A 22,717-nucleotide genomic window follows, 5' to 3' on the forward strand; every position below is an offset into this window, starting at 1 on the left:
TTCCTCTAATAAGTAATTTCCGACGATTGGAGATTACTACGAAAACACAAATAAACAACAGCAATTATCAAAATAGCAACACTAATTCGTAATTAGCACACTCATGGTGCAATGAAGAGCACTAGGCACCATGAATGTGCCATTAACTCGCAGAAATGTACGCTATCAACAATATGAATGCCTTATGTGAATAGCTCCTACGAAAACCTCTTACTCCCATCTATACCCGTAGTGCCGAGCCCACAGCTCTAATACAGGCAGCACCGACGCCATCTCTTCTCGATAATGCTCCCATCTACCGCTTGCACGCGTATAGATCGGCTCAATCACCTGATCGTAACTTGGGGTATTAATCATTCCTCGTTCGCGAGCAGTTTCAGCATAATTCTCAACCTCGCTACTCCAATCCACATTTAAATATTCCAGCAAGGGCTTAACGGCACCTTCAAAATTTTCAACCAGTTCTTCATACTTAAGCTGATATGAATTAAGAGGCAGAAGATCACAATAGTGACTCCAAAGACGCATCACATGATCGTATAAGGCGGCCGCATCCTTCAATTCGAGAAAATTCACCATTGCATCATTCAACGCAAAGTCACGCATGAAGCAACTAAGCACACAGTCATACGGATGCCTTAGCGCTAGGATGAACTTTGCATTAGGGAAAACACGGTGAATAATACCAGCCCGCGCAATATTCAAAGGCAGCTTATCGATGACAACATCAGTCTTTCGCTCACCAACTGAAAGGTGCTGATCCAACTCTTTAAAATACACCTCTCTCAGAACGGCCAAACCATCACTATCTAGTGAGGCGAGATTATCTGCTGTACTTCCAGCAGACGATTCTAGTTTATCCACCATGGCCTCGACGGCAGGAACCTCCTCTGCCACTGATATCTCAGGATGACTTCTTAGCACTGTATCCAATAATGTTGTGCCCGAACGCGGAAACCCCACCAGAAAAACAGGATCATCACGATCATCTACTGGAGAAACATCAGTCCAATTTGCCACCCAATCTTCGGAAAAGAGCTGCTCATATTGAGTCAAGCTACTTATATATCTCTTTTTGTTATAGCGCTTAGATGAGACAGATCGAGATGCGAGCTGATTACCCACCTTAAAGTTTGAAAAGGCCGTCTTATAATCACCCAGCCGATCACAGACCTCGCCGAGCAGCTTTGCACGAAGTGCTCGATGCGCCTCATCTAAGCTCTCTTCAGATATCGCTTCAATAACTTCACGCGCCGACTGGTACTCACCATCTCTTCTTAATACTTGTGCCTTCCACAGCATAAGACGCTGATCATCCGGGCAGCTCTTCACCCCCTTATCAACAGCATCTTTCAGTTGGTCTAGTTGATTCGACTTTTCAAAGAGATCGGCAAGGTTACAGTGCACATCCGAAAAATCTGGCTGCAACTCTAATGCCGTTACGCAGCGCTCAATCGCATCATCATATTGCCCTCTCTTCAGAAGAGCATAGGCCAGATTGTTATGCGCATCTGCGTAATTCGGATTCACCTCAAGAACCCTGTTAAAACATTCTGTTGCTGCTTCATATTGCGACAACTCACTCAGTGAAACACCCAGATTATTTCGGGCCTCAAGATACTCATCAGTAATATTCAGAGCCAGCCTATAACTTTGAACAGCCTGTTCCAATCTTCCCAGGCAACGCTGAGCATTTCCTAAATTATTATATGCTTCAGCAAAATCTGGTTTTAGCTTAATCGCCTTTTTATACTGCTTTTCAGCTTCATCAAGCATTCCTCTTTCAAACAACACTATTCCAAGATTATTGCGTGCCTCAACATAACCAGGACTTACAAGGACCGTCTTATGCAAATAATCTAAAGCAGATTCATTGTCTCCAATCTGATAGGCTAGCATTCCTAGAATGTGTAGTGCGACTGGGTGCTCCGGCTGCACTTCGAGAACTTTTCTACATAGCACTTCTGACTTCTGCAATTGGCCTTCGACATGATATTTAACAGCAAGGTCTAATGCGTGCTGAACCTCTTGCTGCAAACTCTGTGAAGCCATACTAGGAATACCACGACTCTCTTTCCTTGCCTCTTTCTCAGATAATTTTTTCTGTCGTCGCCGTTCTGCTCTATTCATTCCCTCTAGGATCTCCGCATAAGGACTCGGGTTAGCATCAAAACAGCCTATCAATCACCTACTTTTTATAACCGGGGAGTCGCTATTTTTGCGGAAGCTTGTTTTGGGCATCCAAGCCCAAGCAAGCGGCAAATACTTAACGCGACCGTTTATGCCTACGGCGCCCTAACCGCCTTCGCTTCGCTATCCATGGCGGTCAGCGTGTGAGATAGGTTTTCTGCAAGATTAATAGCAAGACTATCCCAGTCACCAGCAGCAGACTGTCGGAATATCTTAACTGATGGATACCAAGGCATTGACTCTCCAGACACTCCAAAACGCCACTCTGGCACTTCTGGCGTCATTACCCATGCCCGCTTGCCAACAGCACCACAAAGATCAACAATCGCCGTCGTTACGGTAATTACTAAATCAAGCGCCTCAACCAATGCCGCCGTTTCATCATAATCATCAATAGCATCCTGCCAGTGATGAATTGTTATACCTGTGCTCTGTGAAAAATCATCTATCTCATGCTTACAATCAGTGTATTGCAGACTAACGAATGTCGCACCACTACAACGTAAGATCGGTAAAATTTGATTCAAACTGGTAGAACGCAAATGCATTCCGGTCTTTGGTGTACCACCACGCCAACTAATCCCGACTTTCAACCTCTTATCAATTAATCCGAGACGGTCACCCCAGAATGCAACCCGCTCATGATCCGCAAATAAATAGCCGTTTTGACGAGGAAATTCTTCTCTCTTTCGACGCCTGAAACAGGCCAAACTTCCAACAGCTACAAAATAATCAACGTTTTTCAGAGTCTCACTAGGTGGAGGATAGTCGTCCCTACTTATTATTGTTACCAACGGAAACGAGCGTTCGTAAAGCGTGATCAACTTTGAATCGCACTCAATTACACAGCTATCTGCCTCTTCAATTATTTCCTGAATTATTGAGGCGAAAATAATCTCATCACCCAACCCCTGCTCAGCACAAATAAGAAGCCCTTTTCCCGTTAACTTTTCCCCCTTCCATGCTGGAAATTCAAACGAATGTATCTCTCGCTCACCAATAACCAAGCCATACTCATAATCATCCCAACCAGCACTGTAATTTCCCAATAGTAAATTAACACGGGAACGACTAAATCGACTTTTCGAATACACATGGTCAATCTTTAGCGCCCGATCAAATGCCTGAACTGATTGCGAAAACTCGCCGAGCTTATGATATACAACTCCAAGGTTATGATGCGCATCGACCAGATCAGGATTAATCTGGATAGCCTTCCGATAACACTCTATAGCATCTTTATATTGCTCACGACTTAGCGCCACCACACCAAGCAAGTTAACGGCCTCTGCATTTTTTGGCTGTAGTAACAGGATATCCCTACATATCTGCTCAGCTTCTGAATATCTTTCACTTACGACCATCGCTGCGGCTAGATTATTTAGAATCGTAATATTCTTAGAATCATACTTAAGCGCGATTAGATAGAGGTCTAACGCCTCATCGACACACCCTCTCTTCTGTAGCAGAGAACCAAGATTAGAGAGTGCTACCACATGGTTGGGACTACGCTCAATCTCGACTTTAAATGCCTGCTCTGCCTCGATCTCTCTTCCAAGCTCAAGCAACGCAAGCCCTAGGTTGTTGTGATAATGCAACGTCTTCGGGGCGTATTTGATAGCTCTTGAAATATAATCCTGGCTTTTTTGATGGTCGCCTTGAGTTGAAGCGATCACACCTAGCAAATGCAGCGCATCTGGATTATCTGGCGTCTCATTCAATACTCTTTGATAAATCACTTTTGCCTCATCAAGCCTACCAGCCCGATGAAGCTGCTTTCCATCAGCAATTTCTTGTTCCAAATTGTCTGCCATATCTCTTCTATCCAATAAAGGCTTCAACTTTTATATGAGAGATAGCATCAAGGAAACCAGGTTATTAAGTCAAAAAAAACGGGCGCCGAAGCGCCCGTTCTTTATTACACGTTTTCTAAGAGAACTTAGAAAGTGTGTACGAGACCCATAGAGAAACCACTCTGGTCGCCGCCGCTGACTGAAGTCAGCTTGTCGCCGTGACCTGCAACACCCAATTGACGTGCTGAGTTGTCATCATTGGTCAGTGAAGAGTACATACCGTATACGGTGGTGCGCTTGCTCATCACGTGGTCAAGACCGATTGCCCACATTGAAGCCTCATCAAGGTTATTTGAAGACTCGTTTACAGTGGTGTAAGCAGCCTTGATTTTGTTGTTACCAAAACCCTGGGTCAAAGCAACAGTCCATGCATCACGGTCGTGGTCAGTCTGACCGTCGGTGTTCTCCCAAACGAAACCAGCCATGGTAGCGCCCATGGTCATGGAAGCTGCGAGACGCAGGCCGTCAACAGTCCCAGAAGTGCTGAAGTTGTGACGCTCGAAAGCACCACCCAGCATCAGGCCACCGCTCTTGTACTTAACGCTTGCGCTGAATGCGTCGGTGTTGTTGTCATCCTCAGCAGAGGTATCATTGGTGTGATCGGTTACGTATGCGCCGATGACTGAAACACCACCCATGTTTGGTGAGATGTATGCGATGGTGTTCTTGGTACGCATGTTGAAGGTGTGGCTGGTGTCGTTGTTGGTACCGAGCAGTGCGCGGTTATCACCAATAGTGTCGCCGAAGGGGTTAACGTTCATCAGCTTGAAAGGAGTTTCGAGCTTACCCATTGCAACGGTACCGAAGTCACCAGCAAGACCGAGGAAAGACTGGCGAGAAGCCCACTTGGCGCCATCCGCCTCATCAAGAACAGTGTCATTCTCAACCTGCCATACAGCCTTCAGGCCGTTACCCAGATCCTCAGAACCCTTGAAGCCAATGCGTGAAGAGTTGCTTGAGATAGAGGTGTTGTCGCTGTCAGATGAATCTGAGCTATCGGTAGCATCGATAGAGACGTGCATCTTGCCGTAGATGGTGACGTCTGCGTTAGCAGCCATAGGTGCGGTCATTGCAGCTGCAACTGCGAGAGCGAGAAGCTTCTTGTTCATGTAGATCTCCTTAAAGGATTTAATAAAAACAGTTGTTGTGTATTCATCGGACGAGAGTGATATTAGTCGCTCTTTTTCTCCAATGCAACACTTTTTTCAAAAAAAACTACAAAAAGTTCAATTGTTGATTTTTTGCAACACTTGGAGATAAAAATAGCCGGTACATCGCTGCACCGGCTTCTCTTGTGGCTGGGGAACAAGGATTCGAACCTTGGTTGGCGGAGTCAGAGTCCGCAGTCCTGCCGCTAGACGATTCCCCAATATATATAGTGTGCTTAACGCTTGGAGAACTGGGTGGCACGACGCGCCTTGCGCAGACCGACCTTCTTACGCTCAACCTCACGTGCATCACGAGTTACATAACCCGCCTTACGCAGCGAAGGACGCAGCGACTCATCAAATGCCATCAGTGCGCGGGTGATACCGAGACGGATTGCACCGGCCTGGCCTGAGCCACCGCCGCCACAGACGCTAACCTTAACGTCAAACTTCTCCTGCATCTCAACACACTCGAGTGGCTGACGAACAACCATCCGTGCGGTCTCACGACCAAAGTACTCATCCAGCGAGCGACCGTTTACCACGATATCGCCCTTACCCTGGGTCAAATAGACACGCGCCGTTGAACTCTTGCGGCGACCGGTTCCGTAATTCTGCTGTTCAGCCATCTGCTATGCGTCCCGTATTAAATTTCTAGAGGCTTGGGCTGCTGGGCGGCATGGTTATGCTCAGACCCTGCGTAAACCTTGAGTTTGCGATACATTGCGCGACCCAGTGGGTTCTTTGGCAACATACCCTTCACTGCCAGCTCAATTACCGACTCAGGCTTCTTGGCAACCAGCTTCTCGAAGCTGATTGATTTGAGGTTACCGATGTAGCCGGTGTGGTGATAATACATCTTGTCCTTGGCCTTGTTGCCAGTGACACGAATCTTCTCCGCGTTGATAACAACGATGTAATCACCGGTATCAACGTGGGGAGTATATTCTGCTTTATGTTTGCCACGCAGGCGGTGAGCCACTTCGCTCGCGAGCCTACCAAGGGTCTTTTCGCTAGCGTCGACTATGAACCAATCGCGCTTTACTTCTGCCGGTTTTGCACTAAACGTCTTCATGTTGCCTTATCCCGTAACAAGAGCCTGAGAAAGAGCCGGGTATATTACCCAAGACCCCCCCTTCACACAAGATCTTTCTGACACCTGAATTTCAGACAAAAAAAAGCGCGGCCAAAGTGAGGAGCCGCGCGTAAAAAATATCCACCAAAGGAGGATGGAGGAGTCAGCTGAAAGATCAGCATGTAAGAATTTTCTAATATTCCACTCCTAGTGTCAACCCCCAAGTTGAATTTAATCTAATTTCCCTCTAGATCACGCATCAGCCCCAAAAAATGATCAGGATCTACAGCCGCTAGAGGGTGCGATATGGAGGGACTTTCGTGATGCAGATGCGCTTCTGGCTCTTGCATTGCCAACCGAGCCAGCTCAGGCACCCAGCCATTGCCATCGATGTAGGCAATTTCACTCTTCTCACCCCCGGAACACTCAAGCGGAAGATCACTCTCAGCCATATCAAAATGAGCCATCACACACCTCCAAATCAGAATCGACTTCTAATATGAATATCGGCAGCTTCTCCGCGAGGTTGAGGCGTGATGAATTGAACGAGACCGTTGTTATGTTGTCATATCGCGCGGCAGCGCAAGATCTGATCGGTTACCAGGAACTCTTAAGCAAACAATTTAACCATCGCATCAAGTCCGTCACGCTGTTCCAGAAGCCCATCCCAGACCCTATTGATCTGCTCTTGAGTGAGGCCAAGTGCCGCAATCACCTGCTCTGGCAGCTCCACTCCCTCAGCATCGCTCTGCTCAATTTGCATCAGCAATCGATCAGAGAGCAACACTATCCTTGTGATCGCCTCATGCTCACCAGAAAAGAAACAGTCATGATGATATCGGGCTGCGGCGACCAACTCCTGTGGCAGCCCCCAGACATCAAGCAACAGGGCACCACACTCTGCATGGCTCATTTCAAACAGTGATGCCTCACGCTCCAAGACCGTCTGCTCTGGATGCTCATTAATTGACGCAGAGAACTCTGCCATTCGCTCAGGGAAAAGATAGGCAAACATCAGATGACCAATATCGTGCAGCAGCCCCGCCAGATAGACCACACCCGGCTGCGGCCGATGCGACATTGGCATCTCCTCAGCCAGCCGCTGCGACAGTTGCGCGCTGTAGACTGCATGCTCCCATAGCGACATACCGGCAATCTTCACGGGCGCTGTTTTCATGCTACTACCAACCAGCATGCCCAGCGCGAGATGCAGCACAAAATCAAAACCAAGCACCCGCGCAACTGCGGCCTGGATAGAATCGATATCACCGCGACGTGCAAACATGGGGGAGTTGGCGTAACGCAGCACCTGCGCTGTCAGCGCCGGGTCCTGCTCTATGATCTGGGCAAGTTCGTAGGCACCCGCGTGCGGATCATTCCGTATATAGAGCAACTGACGCGCAGCATCAGGCATGATCGGAAGCCCATCAAGGGAGATAATTTTGTCGTGCAAACTGGAGATCAAACTGCTGTCCTAACTATCTTATTGTTGTTCTCAACCAATCCGTAGTCCGTTCCTGCTTCCTAAGACCTACTTCGTAAATGGATAATACACTAACTCATCGTCGTACCCATAAATCTTTACTAAAAAAGCCACTAAAACACCCAGCAATTGTGTTAACTAACTATCAGCAGGCAATAAAAAGGCCCGTTCAACCTGAGCTGAACGGGCCTTTTTAAACGGAAGCGATTAACCGCGCTTGGCCATCATCTCTTCCATAATTGGGGTCAGGATGATCTCCATCGCAAAGCCCATCTTGCCACCCGGAACAACCAGGGTGTTACGACGAGACATAAAGCTGTCCTTAATCATGCTCTGCAGATACTGGAAGTTAACGTTGTACTTCTTCGGATCCTTAAAGCGGATAACCACAAAGCTCTCATCAGGCGTCGGGATATCGCGCGCGATGAAAGGGTTTGAGGTATCAACAGTCGGTACACGCTGGAAGTTGATGTCGGTGCGTGAAAACTGCGGGGTAATGTAGTTCATGTAGTCAGGCATGCGACGCAGAATAGTATCTACAATTGCCTCAGCCGAGTAACCGCGCTGTGCATTATCACGGAAGATCTTCTGGATCCACTCCAGGTTAACGATCGGTACAACGCCGATTTTCAGATCTGCGTACTTGGAGACATCCGCGTTGCCATCCTTCGCACAACCGTGCAGACCCTCATAGAAGAGCAGGTCGGTCTCTTCAGTAATATCATCCCAGGGAGTGAACTGACCGGCAGTGTAGTCGGTACCCCCAAGACGTGCGTTGTGCTCAACCGCCTCTTCATCGCTGTGGATGTAGTAGCGACGCTTGCAGGTACCGGTCTCGCTGTAGGACTTGAAGGTCTCGGCGATCTTATCGAAGTGGTTGGCCTCAGGACCGAAGTGGCTGAAGTAACGGTTACCCTCAGACTCAGCCTTGGCCATCGCCTCTTTCATCGCAGCACGATCAAAGCAGTGGAACGAGTCACCCTCAACAACCAGCGGCTTGATGTTCTCACGATAGAAAATGTGCTCGAAGGCGTTCTTTACAGTGGTAGTACCTGCACCGGAAGAACCGGTAACCGCAACAACGGGATGCTTGGCAGACATATCAATCTCCTTAACTTTTTATTCAATTCAAAACTAATAATTGGGTACGCGGAATATCCAGCGTGCTCCCAGTGCACCCCCAAACATATTTACTATGGAGGCCACCCAAATTCGGTCTGTGCCGCACTAGACTGCGACACGAAGCCGTCAATTGAACCATTTTCGGCCACAAAAATACACCAAATTCTGACTTTTAAACTGGGTTATGAGCGATGCAATACTATCTCCGAGGAGACAACCACTATAAAGAGGCGGGCTACTAGTTTAAGATACGCGGTTAACCGAAACCCTTTGATCGATAACTTAAAAACGCATAAGAGGCCCATAGTGAGCGAGTCAGAGCAGTCCGAAACAAAACCCTGGATGAAACTCCTGCCATTCATGAACTGGTTGGGAGAAGCAAAAAACCCAACCACCATCCGTGCTGATCTGATCGCAGGCATTACCGTTGCCTTGGTACTGATCCCCCAGTCGATGGCCTATGCGCAGCTGGCTGGACTCCCCCCATACTACGGTCTCTACATCTCCTTTATGCCGGTGATCATCGCGGCACTTTGGGGCTCTTCAAAGCAGCTGGCTACAGGTCCGGTGGCGGTGGTATCACTACTGACCGCCTCGGCGATCATCCCTCTGGTTGGAGATCCGGGTGCCATGACCGAAGCGCAGATGATCAGCATCTATGCGCCGCTCGCTATCCTGCTCGCCTTTCTGGTCGGCACCTTCCAACTTTTCCTCGGCGTGTTTAAGCTTGGCGTTATCGTCAACTTCCTCTCCCACCCCGTTATTGTCGGCTTCACCAACGCTGCCGCGATGATCATCGGCCTGTCGCAGCTAAACAAGATCTTCGGCGTGAGCAAAGAGCGCAGTGAAAGCTTCGTTAACGATATCTGGGGGGTGATTCAGCAGGTTCCCGATCACACCCACATTCCAACGTTCCTGTTTGGTGCTAGCGCGATCTTGATCCTGTGGGGTTTCAAGAAGTATCTGCCGAAGATTCCCGGCGTTCTGGTTGCCGTTGCCGGTACCATCGTAGTGAGCTGGATGGTCGGTTATGAAGCAATGCGCCCCGGTGCCGTGGTCGGCACCATCCCCGAGGGTCTGCCCTCCTTCACCATGCCAACCTTCGATCTCGACATGATGGGCACCCTCATCACCAGCGCAATCGTGATCTCACTGGTCGGTTTCATGGAGGCAATCTCGATTGCCAAGGCGATGGCTGCCAAGACCAAGGATCGTATCGATCCCAATCAGGAACTGATCGGTCAGGGGCTCGGCAACATCACTGGTAGTTTCTTCCAGTCCTACCCGGCATCCGGCTCCTTCTCCCGCTCTGCGGTCAACCTCGGCGCAGGCGCGAAGACCGGTATGTCCTCAGTCTTCACCGGCGTAATCGTGGTCATTACCCTGCTCTTTCTTACCCCACTGCTCTACCACCTGCCCAAGGCGGTACTGGCTGCTGTAATCATCATGGCGGTTATCGGCCTGATCAACTTCAAGGCTGTAATCCACGCCTGGCACGCCAGCAAGCATGATGGTATTGCCTCAATCGTCACCTTTGTCGCCACCCTTGGCTTCGCTCCACATCTCGACAAAGGCATCATGGTCGGTGCTGGTCTAGCCATCCTGCTCTACCTCTACCGCACCATAAGCCCACGCGTTGCCCAACTTGGTCGTTTTGAGGATGGCACCCTGCGTGACCTACGAGTCTATCCGGAGCTTCCCACCGATGAGCGTATCATCCTGATTCGCTTCGACGGTTCACTCTACTTCGCCAACGTCGCCTATTTCGAAGACACCATCCTCGCCGCAGTAGCTGACAAGCCCAGCGCACGTTATGTTTTGGTTGTGGGTGATGGCATCAATGAGATGGACGCCTCGGGCGAAGAGGTGCTGCGTCACCTGATCGAACGCCTGCGTGGTAACGGCATCTTCATGGTGGTCTCTGGCCTCAAACGCCAGGTACTTGATGTGATGCGCCACACCGGCCTTTACGAGATACTCGGCAGCGGCAATATCTACGCCACCGAGGACCAGGCACTCTCTGCTATCTACGACCAGATCAATCCTTACGGCGATGAGGGCAATTTCTGTCCATTGATGCCTGAGAAGGCGTGATCAACAGATAGATCACAACATGCACAAAAAAGGGGCCAAATGGCCCCTTTTTTGTGGCTCTCGACATCTGACAAGATCAGGGCAACTCGCCCACCACCAACCATCTTCTCAGATAAACCTCGGGTATCCTCATTACAACAGACCAATAAGTAGATAACCACCTGCACCACGCCGTGCACAGGAGAACACAGGCAGATAGACAGCCCCCGCCAAATTAGCGGTGGGCCAGGATCTATACCATTTGCTTACAGGTAGTAGAGCACCAGAGACAGACCCAACAGCACCGCCACCCACATCACCATACTGCCGGTAGGCCAGGTACGGGCGAGAATGCCATAGGAACCGTGGTGGTGGACGAGGCCCTTGATGCACGACTCGATCACCCTTAGCCCACCCGTCCGCAGATTGCGGTCGATAGGGGCCAAACGAGCCAGGAGCAGTTGCACAGAATCGGGCATTATGCGGCGGTAGAGCCAATCGATATCGACATTCACCGACTTCAGCTCCGGCGGGTAGATGTGCGCCAGTTTGAGCCAGGTGAAGGCAAGTGCCGAGAAGGCGAGCAGCTGCAGCTGTGCCAGTACGTGACTGACGTCATAGGGAGAGTAGTCGAGCTGGTATGGCAGCAGTGCATAGAGATAGTGCGGGAAGCTGCCTATACCGATACAGAAAAAGGCGCCGATAGTCATCGCGATGAGCATATTGGTCGGGGCCTCATGCGCGGTAGCGACATGCTTCGAGTCGTGATGGAAGAAGGCGAAGAACGGAATCTTGATGCCAGCGTGGTGGAATACCCCTGCGGCGGCAAACAGCAGCGCCAGCCAGATCGCTTCATAACCTTGATTCAAGGCCGCAGCGACAACCATCGACTTGCTGACGAAGCCGCTGAAGAGCGGGAAGGCGGAGATCGATGCCGCACCGATCATGCAGAGGATCGCCGTCTTCGGCATTTTCTTATAGAGCCCGCCCAGCTCGGAGCCTCGGATCTCGCCGGTGACATGGAGCACCGCACCCATGCTCATCATCAAGAGGCCTTTAAAGAGCACATCATTAAACGCGTGAGAGACCGCTCCATTCAATGCCAGCTCGGTGCCGATACCGATTCCGACCACCATGAAGCCGAGCTGGTTGATCAGACTGTAGGCGAGTACGCGACGCAGGTCATTCTCGATTACCGCATAGAAGATCGGGAAGCAGGCCATCAGGGCGCCGATGTAGATCAGGATCTCGGTGCCTGCATAGCCACGCGCCAGGGCATAGATTGCCACCTTGGTGGTGAAGGCACTGAGAAAGACGGTACCGGTCGGGGTCGACTCCGGGTAGGCGTCGGTCAACCAGCTGTGCAGCATGGGGAAGGCACTCTTGATGCCGAAGGCGAGGAAGATCAACAGACCACCCGGCGCATCCAGGCCGATGTGGTTGAACTCAAGCCCATTCCCCTGACTCGCATAGATGATGGCACCGGCCAGCAGCAGCACACCAGAACCGACCTGCATCAACAGGTAACGAATACCGGTGTGCAACGAGCGTTCAGTACGACGTGCGAAGACCAGGGCCGCCGAGGTGACGGCAAGCAGCTCCCAGTAGACAAACAGCGTGAGCAGATCACCAGCAAACACCGCACCAACCGCACTGCCCGCGTAGGCCAGGGCGGAGACATCCTGAAGCTTGTCCTTTACATGCAGAGCAAAGACCACACCGATGAAGGCGGCGAGATGGAACAGGTAGCCGAACAGGATGGAGAGCTGATCGACGCGCACTGGCGTCAGCGCCAGCCCCATCAACTGCGCCTGCGTGGCCATACCGGCATCGAGGGAGTAGACACCGAAGGCGCCGACCAGCGGCGTGATCAGCATTACCAGGTTGCGAAGCATGCCGCGTGTCACGGCGACCAGCAGCGCACCGATGAACAGCGGCAGTGCCGGAGTAATAGAGGTGAGCGACTCAAGCATGGTCCTCTTCCTCCCTTTCCTGTTTTTCGCTCTCCAACTCTTCGTTCTCTATAGAATCACCGTAATAATTCTCATCACGCATCACCAACTTGCGCATCTCCTTTGCCAGTAACACCAGCAACACGCAGGCGACAAAACCGTAAATAGCGTAAAAACCGAACCACGCCTCCCAGGGGTGAGCCACATGACGATGCAGTACTGCATCCAGAGCAAACAGGATCACGCAGACAGCGAGCAGGGCGCGCACTACCAGCTTCACATTCCTCGGCTTGTCGAAGAGATACTCTCTCTTATCATCGTCGCTCATTTCACTATCTCTCCAGCCAGCTGATAGAGGGAATCGGGATAGAAGAAGAGCAGGACGCAGCCCACAGACGTAATGCCAATAGCTATCAGACTGGCAATTGGCGCCTCCTTGATCCCACCCTCGGCTGCATAGCTACTGGGCTTGGCGAAAAAGGCGCGTAGTGGCACCGCCAGCAGGTAGGCGATATTCAACAGCGAGCTAACCAACAGCACTGTCGTGAGAATCCACGCTTCGGTATCCAGCGTACCCTGCACCAGCAACCATTTACTCCAGGTACCGCCCATCGGTGGCAACCCGATGATCGAAAGTGCACCGATCAGGAACGCGAACATGGTGAGCGGCATACGGCGGCCTATCCCGTTGAGGTCACTCACCTTGCTCTTGTGAGCGGCAACCAGAATAGCGCCTGCACAGAAGAAGAGGGTGATCTTGCCGAAGGCGTGCATGGCGATATGCATGCTGCCACCGACCACACCGGCGGCCGCGCCAAGCATGGCACCCATGACGATATAGCCGAGCTGGCTGACCGTCGAGTAGGCCAGTCGCGCCTTGAGGTTGTCCTTGGTCATCGCCACCAACGAGGCAGCCACGATGCTAAAGGCTGCGATATAGGCCAGCCAATCGGCACTGGCCAACGACGAGATCTGATCGAGACCGAAGATGTAGACCGCCACCTTCAACACGGTAAACACACCCGCCTTCACCACCGCTACAGCATGCAACAGGGCCGAGACGGGCGTTGGCGCCACCATCGCTGCAGGCAGCCAACGGTGGAAGGGCATCAAAGCCGCCTTACCGGTACCAAAAACGAAGAGCAGCAGCAGCACACCAAGAACGGCGCTATCACTGCCAGGCGGGAAGATTCCGCCCTTGGTGAAGTCAAGTGTACCGGCGATCAGCCACGTCCAGACCATAGCCAACAGCATGAAGGCGACCGAGGTCCCCATCAGCAGGCCGAGATAGACCCGCCCCGCCCTGCGCGCCTTCTCTGTACCGGCGTGGGTCACCAACGGATAGGTGGCGATGGTCAGTATCTCGTAGAAGACAAACAGCGTCAGCATGTTACCGGCCATGGCGATGCCCATGGTGGCAAAGATGGAGACAGCGAAGGCGGCGAAGAAACGGGTCTGGTGATGCTCGTTATGGCTGCGCATATAACCGATGGCATAGCCCGCCGTGATCGGCCAAAGGAAGCTGGCGATTAACGCGAACAGGATACCCAGCGGGTCGGGGCTCAGCACTAGCCCCAGACCGGGGAAAGGTTCAGCCATCATCCAGGTAGGCGGCTGGTCCCACTGCATGCCAGAGGCCAGAATCGCCACCAGAATGAAGAGCAGCCCCCCCGAGAGCAGACTCACCGCCTCGCGCAGATTCGGCGAGAAACCGGTGTAGACAATACCGATGGCGGCCAGCAGGGGCAGCAACAGAATTGCCGGCAGCAGTAACTCCTGGCTCATCCTCCTGCCCCCAGCAATAGATTCGCAATCCGTTCGGCAACACCCACAGTCAGATCCGTGTGAATGCCGAAATAGAGATTAGCGCCCACCAACACCCACACCGGCAGCAGCAGTGAGAAGGGCGCCTCCGCCACGGCTGCGGCCTTTTTGTCACGGGTAGAGAGGTAGGCCGCCTCGATAATCTTCCAGACGTAGATCAGGGCGAGGAAGGAGCCGATCAGGATCAACACCGCCAGGGGCCACAGATTCTGCTCCAGCACACCGAGCACCAGATACCACTTGCTGACAAAGCCGGCGGTAGGCGGAACACCGATCAGGCTGAGGCCACCGATAACGATCGCCGCCATGGTCCAGGGCATGTGTCGCCCAAGACCCTTGAAATCATGCAGTGAGACGACACCGATCCGGTAGACCACTGCACCCAGAGCGAGAAACAGCGCCCCCTTCATCAGGGCGTGATTGAAGAGGTGCAGTACCGCCGCGGTCACGCCGGTGGCCGAGGCAAGGCCGATACCAAGGGCGATATAACCGATTTGCGCAACACTGGAGTAGGCCAGCAGACGTTTAATATTCTCCTGAAACACCGCCACCAGTGAGGCGGTCAGGATCGCCACCATACCCAGGGTGATCAGGATCAGACCCAGCGGCATCGCATCGAAAGCGAACTCCACACCGAAGATGGTGAACATGAAGCGCAGCATGGCGTAGACCGCCACCTTGGTCGCCGTCGCCGCCAGCAGTGCGCTCACTACCGAAGGTGCATAGGCGTAGGCGTTGGGCAGCCAGAGGTGCAGCGGGAAGAGCGCCAACTTAAGACCGATGCCGACCACCAGGAAGGCGAACCCAGCGCGTACCGTGCGCGTATCGGTCAACTCAGGCAGGCGCGTGGCAAGATCCTGCATGTTGAGGGTGCCGGTCATCATGTAGAGGAAACCGATACCGATAAGGATAAAGGTGGCACCAATAGTCCCCATCACCAGATACTGGAAGGCTGCGCTGAGGGCGCGTCGGTCCTTGCCCATACTGATTAGCGCATAGGAGGCGAGCGACGAAATCTCGAGGAAGACGAAGACATTGAAGGCATCACCGGTGGTGATGATCCCGGCCAGGCCAGCCAGGGCCAGCAGCAGCGCCGCATAGAACTGGGCATGATTCTCTTCCGGGATCTCACGTTCCACGCTGAGGCGGGCAAAGCACATTACCAGCGCGGCAATGGCGGTGACGATGAGCAACACATAGCTGCCGAGCAGGTCAACGCGATACTCAATGCCCCAGGGTGCCGCCCAACCACCGAGCAGGTAGCTGACCGTACCCGAGTCCATCACCTGTGCATGCAGGGCAACTGCGGCGAAGAAACTGCTCCACGTCGCCACCAGGGCGACCAGCCAGGCGCCCCCCCCACGGGCGACCAGCACGCAGAGCGGTGCCGCCAGCAACGGGATTATAATAGCCAGGACGGATAGATGGTCTGTCAGATTCAAACCATTCCCCTTCTCAGATAGAGCCTGTCACTTGCGCTACTCATAACTCCTCACGCTCATCCGCTTCGTTATCCATCGCCTGTATCTCATCCTCTTCCACGCTGTTGTAGGCCTCACGGATACGCACAATCAACGCCAGCCCCACCGCGGTGGTGGCCACGCCGACGACGATGGCGGTGAGGATCAGCACATGGGGCAAGGGGTTGGAATAGAGGGTTACAGCTGGATCGTAAATGGGCGCACTACCGCCGGCCACCTTACCGATGGAGATATAGAAGATGAAAACCGAAGCCTGAAACAGGCCAAGGCCAACGACCTTCTTCACCAAATTACCCTGGGCGATGACCACATAGAAACCTGCCATCATCAGGAAGATCGCCACCCAGTAGTTGAACAGACCGGGAATTTCACTCATGGCATACGCCTCCGTCCAGAGAAGGCGTAGAAGATCGTCAGCACCACCGAGAAGACAGTAATGCCAACCCCGAGCTCAACCAGCAGGATACCCAGATGCTGACCGGCAACCGGGTCCTGCGCCAGGGCCGAGTAGTCGAGGAAGTTTTTCCCGGCCAGAAGGCTGTATATGCCTACGCCGCCGTAGATCAATACGCCCAGGGCGGCCAAGCGCGCTAACATGCGCGGCGGCACCACCAGTCGGGTGTCACCCTCGCCGAAGATCAGATCGTAGAGCACAAAACCGGTAGCGAAGATCACTCCCGCCTGGAAGCCACCGCCAGCACCATAGTCGCCGTGAAACTGTACATAGAGCGCGTAGAGAAAAATAAACGGCATCAAGGCCTTGGCCACCATACGCAGCACCACCTGATCACCAATTGCGCTACGGCCGGGGCGAGTTTGCGGCCCCTCTCGAATACCGAGCAGAAGCAGTACCGCCAGACCAGCAGTGAAGATCACCACCGTTTCACCCAGAGTGTCATAACCACGGTAACTGGCCAGTACCGCCGTAACCATATTCGGTACCCCAACCTCTTGTGGTCCCTGTTCGATATAGCGTGGCGCCACATGCTGATTAGCGGGCGAGTTGGCATCCCCCAGCAGCGGGGCATCCAGAGTACCGTAGATAAGGGCCGCACCCGTCACTGCCACCACGATCAACGGTATCAGGCGTCCATGTTTTGGGCGCTGTTCATAACGGTACGTCAGACGCAAAGCAGAGAGCATCAATACCGTTGAGACACCAGCACCCACTGCTGCCTCGGTGAAGGCCACATCTACGGCATCGAGACTCATGAACAGCACCGCAGATAGGAAGCTGTAGATACCAAACAGCATCACCACCACAAATAGATCATGGTGACGAATAGCTGCCACAGAGGTGATCACCAGAAAGCCCAGCAGGACCATATCGAGCATCGCTACGATGACGCTTTCTCCTCATCCGTTCCGGGCACAGCATCCTGATCATCCGCCAACTGCGGTTTATGCCCACCGTGTAGTGCCGCTTTGGCCATGGCATGGCTGGCCGTCGGGTTGGTCGCCAGCACAAAAACTAGCACCATCAACAACTTGGCGGCATCCAGGGTGAAGCCCATCTGCAGCATCACTCCCAGTAGCAACAGCGGTGCTGCCAGGGTCTCGGTCACACCGACAGCGTGCACACGCGAGAAGAAATCAGGGAAACGCAGCAGACCGACCCCGCCAGTTATACAGAGGAAACCGCCGCCGAGCAGACAAATCCAACTGGCAAGATCGATCACCGCACTCATGAGCGATCCTCCGAAACGCCGTATTCGAAGAAGCGCATAACCGCGATGGTACTGACGAAATTGACCATGGCGTAGAGCAGGGCCACATCGACAAAACTGGGCCAGCCCATGGCGTATCCGCCAACGGCGATCAGGAGCACGGTTTTGGTGCCGAACATGTTCGCCGCCAACATGCGGTCATAGACGCTAGGACCACTAAAGGCCCGAATCAGGGCCAGGACCATGGTGACAAGGATAGCGATGACGGCGGCTAAGAACATCGGGATTAGAGCCCCAACCGTTGGATGCGTCTTTCCATCTCACCCTCTTCCAGATCTCTGATCCCCTCCTCCGAGAGGGCGTGAACCAGAAAGTGGTCCTCACACACTTCGGTGGTGAGGGTGCCGGGAGTGAGGGTGATGGAGTTGGCATAGAGGGTCTTGTCCAGATTTGATGTCACCTTGATATCAAGGCGACGCCAGCGCGGATCGATCGGCATCTCCGGGTCCCAGATGCGGCGCACCACATCGACATTTGCCTTGACCACAGCCCAGAGCAACCAGAAGATATAACCGAAAAAGCTCAGCGAAACCTTGGCCTTCACCGATGCGCCATCCACACGGTTCATGCGCCGCGCAGTCCAGAGTACCAGCAGCACCGAAAGCACACCCAGGCTCAGCAACAGCCCGGTATAGTGACCGGAGAGCAGTAACCAGAACAGACAGAGCAGTACAGCTGAGGCAAGGAGAGGCATTCTTCTTGTTATCCATTAAAGCAGGCACCAATGCCTTGGGCAGTTATCTTATGTGTTCAGGCAGCAGATTTCTACCCACGCCATTTCGCACAGAACAAGCAGGCGCACGATGCTACAAGCGTCGACGATAGTGTAGATCCCACACCCCGTGACCAAGACGCAATCCACGCTGTTCGAACTTGGTCAATGGGCGTTCTTCGGGGCGATCGACGAAGAGCGCCTTATCTGCACTGTTCTCCAGCAGCGGCTCTGCCTCGAGAATTTCGACCATATGGTACGCGTAATCCTCCCAGTCGGTTGCCAGATGGAAGAGACCATTCGCCTTCAGCCTCGATGCGATCAATGTCACAAAGGGTGGTTGGACAATGCGTCGTTTGTGATGGCGTTTCTTGTGCCACGGGTCGGGAAAGTAGAGCAACACCGCATCGAGCGACGCATCGAGCACCATCCTCTCCACCACCTCAACCGCATCGTGACAGATCACCCGCACATTGCTCAGCTCCAGCTCCTCGATACGGCGCAACAGTCGTCCGACACCAGGGCGATGAACCTCAATACCGATGTAGTCGTTTTCAGGATGGGCGGCAGCCAGGGTGACTAGTGTCTCGCCGTTACCGGAGCCGATCTCCAGTGTGACGGGGGCATCCCGACCGAATAGCCGCTCAAAATCGAGAGGCTGGTCGCTAAACTCAATGCCGAACTGCGGCATCAAGCGCTCCCACGCCTGCTGCTGCCCCGGGGTAAAGCGTCCCTCGCGGCGAACAAAGGAGCGGATGCGTCGAATGGTGTCACTCATGGGAGGATATCTGGCACATCCTTGTGCCAAGCAGAATCAGAAGAAGGTTCCGTCGATAGGACTGGAGGCACTTGCATAGAGCTTGCGCGGCATACGCCCAGCCAGATAGGCCTCACGGCCCGCCTCAATCGCCTTTTTCATCGCAGAGGCCATCAATACCGGATTACCTGCCCCGGCGATGGCTGTATTCATCAGCACACCATCACAGCCAAGCTCCATCGCCACAGCCGCATCGGAGGCGGTACCGACACCGGCATCGACCAGAATCGGCACATTGGCGTTCTCGATGATCAGACGGATGTTATAGGGGTTGCGGATACCGAGCCCAGAGCCGATTGGCGCAGCCAGTGGCATTACCGCCACACACCCCATCTCCTCGAGACGCTTGGCAGTGATTGGATCGTCGGTAGTGTAGACCATCACCTTAAAACCGTCATTGATCAGCGTTTCGGCCGCCTTCAGTGTCTCGACCACATCAGGGAAGAGGGTCTTCTCATCACCGAGCACTTCGAGCTTGACCAGGTCGTGGCCATCAAGCAGCTCACGTGCCAGACGACAGGTACGTACCGCATCATCGGCGGTATAACAGCCGGCTGTATTGGGCAGAATGGTGTATTTCTCAGGCGGCACCACATCAAGCAGATTGGGCTCATCGGGATTCTGGCCGATATTGGTGCGACGAATCGCCACGGTAATAATCTCGGCACCACTCGCCTCGGTAGCCAGACGGGTCTCTTCGAGATCCTTATATTTGCCGCTACCGACCAGCAGGCGTGAACCGTACTCAACCCCGGCAATCACCAGTGGGCTATCAGCTGAAAGTTTGGAATCTGTCATTACTCTATCTTCTAGTTAGCTATTTGAAAGACGGGTGGTTAACGGTAACCGCCACCAATGGCGTGCACAATCTCCAGCCGGTCACCATCCTGCAGCGCCTGACTCTCGTGTTCGCTGCGCGGTACGATCTCAAGGTTCAGTTCGATCGCGAGACGACGCCCATGCAGGTCCATAATCTCAACCAATCCAGCCAGTGTGCTCCCGTCGGGGATCTCACGCGGCTCGCCGTTAACTGTGATATTCATAGGTATTCAGTCGGAAATCAAAAACTCGGACGACCATTCTACAACAACACCCCGTGCCGATGGTGGGTTAATCGACGATGTAACCATACTTGGCCAACTCCAGCCCGGTCAGCGACTCAAGCTTACGGTTACTCTCCGCCAATAGCGGATGCAGTCGAGCCACGACCTGCTCCGAAGGCGCAGCAGAGTAGATCTCACTGCCATATTTCAGATAGAAGGTAGGCTTCGTCAGTCCGACCAACAGCCGAGCTACGGCACCGATCAGAAAACGTCCCGGCATCGTTAGCCAGCCGGTGCGGTGGATATTGAGCCGCCAGCGATTTTTCAGCCGCTCATACTCCACCGTACGCAGCAACTCCGGTGCCGCATTGACCGCCAGATCGGGGGCATCGACACGCTGCTCTTCACCAATAAAGCGGGTGATCTGGTTAACAAACCCGTCCCGGTCTTCACGCATCATCTCAAGCGGCATCACCAGCACATTCTCGCGCCCGAACAGCCGCTGGTAGCGTTCCACCATCACATCGTAACCCTCCAGCGGCTCGGCCATCAGCTCATCGATACCGGCCGAAGTCTTACCACCACGGTAGTTCATCTTGTAACGGCTGATCGCCCAGCTGATCTGCTCTCGGATCACCACTACGATCTTCGCCCCTGGATAGGTACGCGCGATATTCTCAGCGATCATCTTATTGGAGTAGCGGTAGTGTTCACGCCCAACACGCTCCCAATCGTAGAAGACATCCTCAAAACCCTGGAACATCAGCTCGGTGTAGTCCTCACAGGAGAGCACCAGCCAGCGACTCTTCGGATTTGGGTTGACCATGTGACGGGCGACAATCTCCCGATAGGAGTCGGGGGTCATGCCATCGTAGAAGAGATGGTACTTCTCTCGTCGCGGCGCGAAGGCGACATTGGAGTAGTTACCCATACCCGGAAAGATCGTCTTCTGGAGATAGGTGCTGGCACATTTGGAGAGCCCGATGTGGACTACGACCTGCTGCTCGCTCATCGGCGATAGACCTCGTTCTGCCACAGATAATCGTAGCTATAGGGGAGGCCGAAGGTGGTCTCGACCATATATTTAATCACCCGCTCACCACTGAAATGTTCATGGTAGTGGGCGCGCCCAGCAGCGGCCACGGCGCGGCGCTGGGCATCATCCGCCTTGAACACCTTTAGCTTTTCTACCAACTGATCGAGATCACGGAAGAAGAGCACCTGCTCATCACTGAAGAACTCTCGCATGCGACTCTCTGGACTATCCCAGAGGCAGGTCAACAAACCATTGCCCATGAGCTGCGCAATACGATCAGAGGAGTAGAGCGGATAGCCTTCGTAACGATTGAGATTAAGCCCCATTTTGCTGGTCGCGATTACATCCTCGTAGTCGAGCCCCCATACCGCCGGGTAGCCGTGCATGCCGAAGCTCTCAAAGCTGACTCGATCACCTAGAGCCTGATGCAACTCACCGGCAAAGGTATAACGGTCATCACTCTTATTGCCGACACCGCAGAACATCAGGTCGCGCTTGAACTCACGCTTCTCGGCATTGTTCTGATCATCCCAACCGGCATCGGTGGCGTTGGGCAGAAAGGCAACGACATTCTGATCGGTCTGAAACTGTTTCAACAGCTCGCCACCGGTTGTAATAAAGATCGCATCGACTACCGGCATACGGTGCTGGATTTTTGAGATATTGCTCTCTCGCATTTTGACCGACTCATGCTCGTCCCAGAGCGGGTCGAGATTGCGATAGGCGATCTTCACCGCAGGCAGCAGTTTGCGAATCTCGGCCAGCGTCTCGTTTTCAATCAGGTCACAGTGGCCCATCAGAATGAAGTCAGGACGGAAGTTCTCACATGTCTCGATCAGATGGCGATTCGCCTGCGCCCGCCCCAGTGGTTTGATCCTCAGCGGCGCAGTAAAACTGGAGATATCACGATCAGAGTACTCACAGACCTTATAGTTGTTACGCACCATGCCATTGAAGAGCCGCCGCCCAGTCGAGACCTTGGTCCGACCGAAACGCCTGATCATAAGATTGTCGATGTGCACAATGCGCATCTATTAAATACCTGGATAGCTAGTGTTGAGAGAGTCGTACCACTGGGACACGGTAATCCCCCCATTAATAATGGTTCTCATAAGTAGGGATCATGCAGCCTGATTCAACTTCTGAACGGGTGTGATTCCACCCAGCGCTGAATGAGGTCG

The 22,717-nt window shown here is 53.2% G+C and carries 23 protein-coding genes and 1 tRNA gene; 1 reads left to right on the forward strand and 23 read right to left on the reverse strand.

Going from position 1 to position 22,717, the window contains the following annotated elements:
* Window positions 1-210: 210 nt before the first annotated feature.
* The 9 genes from BOW52_RS11395 to BOW52_RS11435 form a co-directional block, all read right to left on the reverse strand.
* Window positions 211-2,130, reverse strand: coding sequence for a tetratricopeptide repeat-containing sulfotransferase family protein (locus BOW52_RS11395; RefSeq protein ID WP_135622307.1), 1,920 nt, complete (start codon window positions 2,128-2,130; stop codon window positions 211-213).
* 155 nt (window positions 2,131-2,285) lie between these two features.
* Window positions 2,286-4,004 carry a tetratricopeptide repeat protein gene (locus BOW52_RS11400; RefSeq protein WP_078484200.1) on the reverse strand — a complete coding sequence of 573 codons (1,719 nt, stop codon included), beginning with the start codon at window positions 4,002-4,004 and terminating at the stop codon, window positions 2,286-2,288.
* Window positions 4,005-4,129: 125 nt separating this feature from the next.
* A complete protein-coding gene (locus BOW52_RS11405) occupies window positions 4,130-5,152 on the reverse strand; it encodes a porin (RefSeq protein WP_078484201.1) in 1,023 nt (340 codons plus the stop codon).
* Window positions 5,153-5,338: 186 nt separating this feature from the next.
* Window positions 5,339-5,412 (reverse strand) — tRNA-Gln (locus BOW52_RS11410).
* A gap of 15 nt (window positions 5,413-5,427) precedes the next feature.
* A complete protein-coding gene (gene rpsI, locus BOW52_RS11415) occupies window positions 5,428-5,820 on the reverse strand; it encodes a 30S ribosomal protein S9 (RefSeq protein ID WP_078484202.1) in 393 nt (130 codons plus the stop codon).
* A gap of 17 nt (window positions 5,821-5,837) precedes the next feature.
* Entirely contained in the window at window positions 5,838-6,266 is a 429-nt protein-coding gene (gene rplM / locus BOW52_RS11420; protein WP_078484203.1) for a 50S ribosomal protein L13, read from the reverse strand.
* A 236-nt stretch (window positions 6,267-6,502) separates the two neighbouring features.
* Window positions 6,503-6,733: a hypothetical protein gene (locus BOW52_RS11425; protein ID WP_078484204.1), complete on the reverse strand. Its 231-nt coding sequence runs from the start codon at window positions 6,731-6,733 to the stop codon at window positions 6,503-6,505.
* Window positions 6,734-6,876: 143 nt separating this feature from the next.
* Window positions 6,877-7,719 carry an HDOD domain-containing protein gene (locus BOW52_RS11430; RefSeq protein WP_135622309.1) on the reverse strand — a complete coding sequence of 281 codons (843 nt, stop codon included), beginning with the start codon at window positions 7,717-7,719 and terminating at the stop codon, window positions 6,877-6,879.
* A 237-nt stretch (window positions 7,720-7,956) separates the two neighbouring features.
* Window positions 7,957-8,850, reverse strand: a complete 894-nt coding sequence (locus tag BOW52_RS11435; RefSeq protein WP_078484206.1) for a phosphoribulokinase — start codon at window positions 8,848-8,850, stop codon at window positions 7,957-7,959.
* Window positions 8,851-9,177: 327 nt separating this feature from the next.
* On the opposite strand from BOW52_RS11435, the gene BOW52_RS11440 reads away from it, so the two are divergent.
* A complete protein-coding gene (locus BOW52_RS11440) occupies window positions 9,178-10,965 on the forward strand; it encodes a SulP family inorganic anion transporter (protein ID WP_236725724.1) in 1,788 nt (595 codons plus the stop codon).
* Window positions 10,966-11,210: 245 nt separating this feature from the next.
* Here BOW52_RS11440 and BOW52_RS11445 read toward each other — a convergent pair whose 3' ends face one another.
* The 14 genes from BOW52_RS11445 to BOW52_RS11510 all read right to left on the reverse strand — a co-directional run bounded on the left by BOW52_RS11445 (window position 11,211) and on the right by BOW52_RS11510 (window position 22,567).
* Window positions 11,211-12,917, reverse strand: coding sequence for a Na(+)/H(+) antiporter subunit D (locus tag BOW52_RS11445; RefSeq protein WP_078484207.1), 1,707 nt, complete (start codon window positions 12,915-12,917; stop codon window positions 11,211-11,213).
* Window positions 12,910-13,224, reverse strand: a complete 315-nt coding sequence (locus BOW52_RS11450) for a hypothetical protein (protein ID WP_078484208.1) — start codon at window positions 13,222-13,224, stop codon at window positions 12,910-12,912. Before BOW52_RS11450 ends, BOW52_RS11445 begins: the two co-directional genes overlap by 8 nt.
* Entirely contained in the window at window positions 13,221-14,681 is a 1,461-nt protein-coding gene (locus BOW52_RS11455) for a proton-conducting transporter transmembrane domain-containing protein (protein WP_078484209.1), read from the reverse strand. Before BOW52_RS11455 ends, BOW52_RS11450 begins: the two co-directional genes overlap by 4 nt.
* A complete protein-coding gene (locus tag BOW52_RS11460; RefSeq protein WP_078484222.1) occupies window positions 14,678-16,156 on the reverse strand; it encodes a monovalent cation/H+ antiporter subunit D family protein in 1,479 nt (492 codons plus the stop codon). Before BOW52_RS11460 ends, BOW52_RS11455 begins: the two co-directional genes overlap by 4 nt.
* 46 nt (window positions 16,157-16,202) lie before the next feature.
* Window positions 16,203-16,577, reverse strand: a complete 375-nt coding sequence (locus BOW52_RS11465) for a cation:proton antiporter subunit C (RefSeq protein WP_078484210.1) — start codon at window positions 16,575-16,577, stop codon at window positions 16,203-16,205.
* Entirely contained in the window at window positions 16,574-17,536 is a 963-nt protein-coding gene (locus BOW52_RS11470; protein WP_078484211.1) for a DUF4040 domain-containing protein, read from the reverse strand. The genes BOW52_RS11465 and BOW52_RS11470 overlap by 4 nt, the downstream gene beginning before the upstream one ends.
* Window positions 17,537-17,538: 2 nt before the next feature.
* The gene (gene mnhG, locus BOW52_RS11475) at window positions 17,539-17,889 is read right to left on the reverse strand and encodes a monovalent cation/H(+) antiporter subunit G (RefSeq protein ID WP_078484212.1); all 351 of its coding nucleotides are present in this window, start codon (window positions 17,887-17,889) and stop codon (window positions 17,539-17,541) included.
* A complete protein-coding gene (locus BOW52_RS11480; RefSeq protein ID WP_078484213.1) occupies window positions 17,886-18,149 on the reverse strand; it encodes a monovalent cation/H+ antiporter complex subunit F in 264 nt (87 codons plus the stop codon). The genes mnhG and BOW52_RS11480 overlap by 4 nt, the downstream gene beginning before the upstream one ends.
* Window positions 18,150-18,154: 5 nt before the next feature.
* Entirely contained in the window at window positions 18,155-18,622 is a 468-nt protein-coding gene (locus BOW52_RS11485; RefSeq protein WP_078484214.1) for a Na+/H+ antiporter subunit E, read from the reverse strand.
* A 112-nt stretch (window positions 18,623-18,734) separates the two neighbouring features.
* Complete coding sequence (gene trmB, locus BOW52_RS11490) at window positions 18,735-19,418, reverse strand: tRNA (guanosine(46)-N7)-methyltransferase TrmB (protein WP_078484215.1); 684 nt, start codon at window positions 19,416-19,418, stop codon at window positions 18,735-18,737.
* A 36-nt stretch (window positions 19,419-19,454) separates the two neighbouring features.
* Window positions 19,455-20,255, reverse strand: coding sequence for a thiazole synthase (locus BOW52_RS11495; protein WP_078484216.1), 801 nt, complete (start codon window positions 20,253-20,255; stop codon window positions 19,455-19,457).
* A gap of 38 nt (window positions 20,256-20,293) precedes the next feature.
* Window positions 20,294-20,500, reverse strand: coding sequence for a sulfur carrier protein ThiS (thiS, locus tag BOW52_RS11500; protein WP_078484217.1), 207 nt, complete (start codon window positions 20,498-20,500; stop codon window positions 20,294-20,296).
* Between the two features lie 67 nt (window positions 20,501-20,567).
* Window positions 20,568-21,512: a sulfotransferase gene (locus tag BOW52_RS11505; protein WP_078484218.1), complete on the reverse strand. Its 945-nt coding sequence runs from the start codon at window positions 21,510-21,512 to the stop codon at window positions 20,568-20,570.
* On the reverse strand, window positions 21,509-22,567 hold the full coding sequence (locus BOW52_RS11510) for a glycosyltransferase family protein (RefSeq protein WP_078484219.1): 1,059 nt from the start codon (window positions 22,565-22,567) through the stop codon (window positions 21,509-21,511). The genes BOW52_RS11505 and BOW52_RS11510 overlap by 4 nt, the downstream gene beginning before the upstream one ends.
* Window positions 22,568-22,717 lie beyond the last annotated feature (150 nt).

Source organism: Solemya pervernicosa gill symbiont, assembly GCF_002020875.1.
GTDB lineage: Bacteria > Pseudomonadota > Gammaproteobacteria.

Coding starts and splice junctions, on each gene's coding strand:
- BOW52_RS11400 (WP_078484200.1), bottom strand. CDS start 4,004: ATGGCAGACAATTTGGAACAAGAAATTGCTGATGGAAAGCAGCTTCAT.
- BOW52_RS11435 (WP_078484206.1), bottom strand. CDS start 8,850: ATGTCTGCCAAGCATCCCGTTGTTGCGGTTACCGGTTCTTCCGGTGCA.
- BOW52_RS11480 (WP_078484213.1), bottom strand. CDS start 18,149: ATGTTCTTAGCCGCCGTCATCGCTATCCTTGTCACCATGGTCCTGGCC.
- mnhG (WP_078484212.1), bottom strand. CDS start 17,889: ATGAGTGCGGTGATCGATCTTGCCAGTTGGATTTGTCTGCTCGGCGGC.
- BOW52_RS11445 (WP_078484207.1), bottom strand. CDS start 12,917: ATGCTTGAGTCGCTCACCTCTATTACTCCGGCACTGCCGCTGTTCATC.
- rplM (WP_078484203.1), bottom strand. CDS start 6,266: ATGAAGACGTTTAGTGCAAAACCGGCAGAAGTAAAGCGCGATTGGTTC.
- BOW52_RS11425 (WP_078484204.1), bottom strand. CDS start 6,733: ATGGCTCATTTTGATATGGCTGAGAGTGATCTTCCGCTTGAGTGTTCC.
- thiS (WP_078484217.1), bottom strand. CDS start 20,500: ATGAATATCACAGTTAACGGCGAGCCGCGTGAGATCCCCGACGGGAGC.
- rpsI (WP_078484202.1), bottom strand. CDS start 5,820: ATGGCTGAACAGCAGAATTACGGAACCGGTCGCCGCAAGAGTTCAACG.
- BOW52_RS11405 (WP_078484201.1), bottom strand. CDS start 5,152: ATGAACAAGAAGCTTCTCGCTCTCGCAGTTGCAGCTGCAATGACCGCA.
- BOW52_RS11450 (WP_078484208.1), bottom strand. CDS start 13,224: ATGAGCGACGATGATAAGAGAGAGTATCTCTTCGACAAGCCGAGGAAT.
- BOW52_RS11455 (WP_078484209.1), bottom strand. CDS start 14,681: ATGAGCCAGGAGTTACTGCTGCCGGCAATTCTGTTGCTGCCCCTGCTG.
- BOW52_RS11395 (WP_135622307.1), bottom strand. CDS start 2,130: ATGAATAGAGCAGAACGGCGACGACAGAAAAAATTATCTGAGAAAGAG.
- BOW52_RS11470 (WP_078484211.1), bottom strand. CDS start 17,536: ATGCTCGATATGGTCCTGCTGGGCTTTCTGGTGATCACCTCTGTGGCA.
- trmB (WP_078484215.1), bottom strand. CDS start 19,418: ATGAGTGACACCATTCGACGCATCCGCTCCTTTGTTCGCCGCGAGGGA.
- BOW52_RS11465 (WP_078484210.1), bottom strand. CDS start 16,577: ATGAGTGAAATTCCCGGTCTGTTCAACTACTGGGTGGCGATCTTCCTG.
- BOW52_RS11495 (WP_078484216.1), bottom strand. CDS start 20,255: ATGACAGATTCCAAACTTTCAGCTGATAGCCCACTGGTGATTGCCGGG.
- BOW52_RS11505 (WP_078484218.1), bottom strand. CDS start 21,512: ATGAGCGAGCAGCAGGTCGTAGTCCACATCGGGCTCTCCAAATGTGCC.
- BOW52_RS11510 (WP_078484219.1), bottom strand. CDS start 22,567: ATGCGCATTGTGCACATCGACAATCTTATGATCAGGCGTTTCGGTCGG.
- BOW52_RS11485 (WP_078484214.1), bottom strand. CDS start 18,622: ATGCCTCTCCTTGCCTCAGCTGTACTGCTCTGTCTGTTCTGGTTACTG.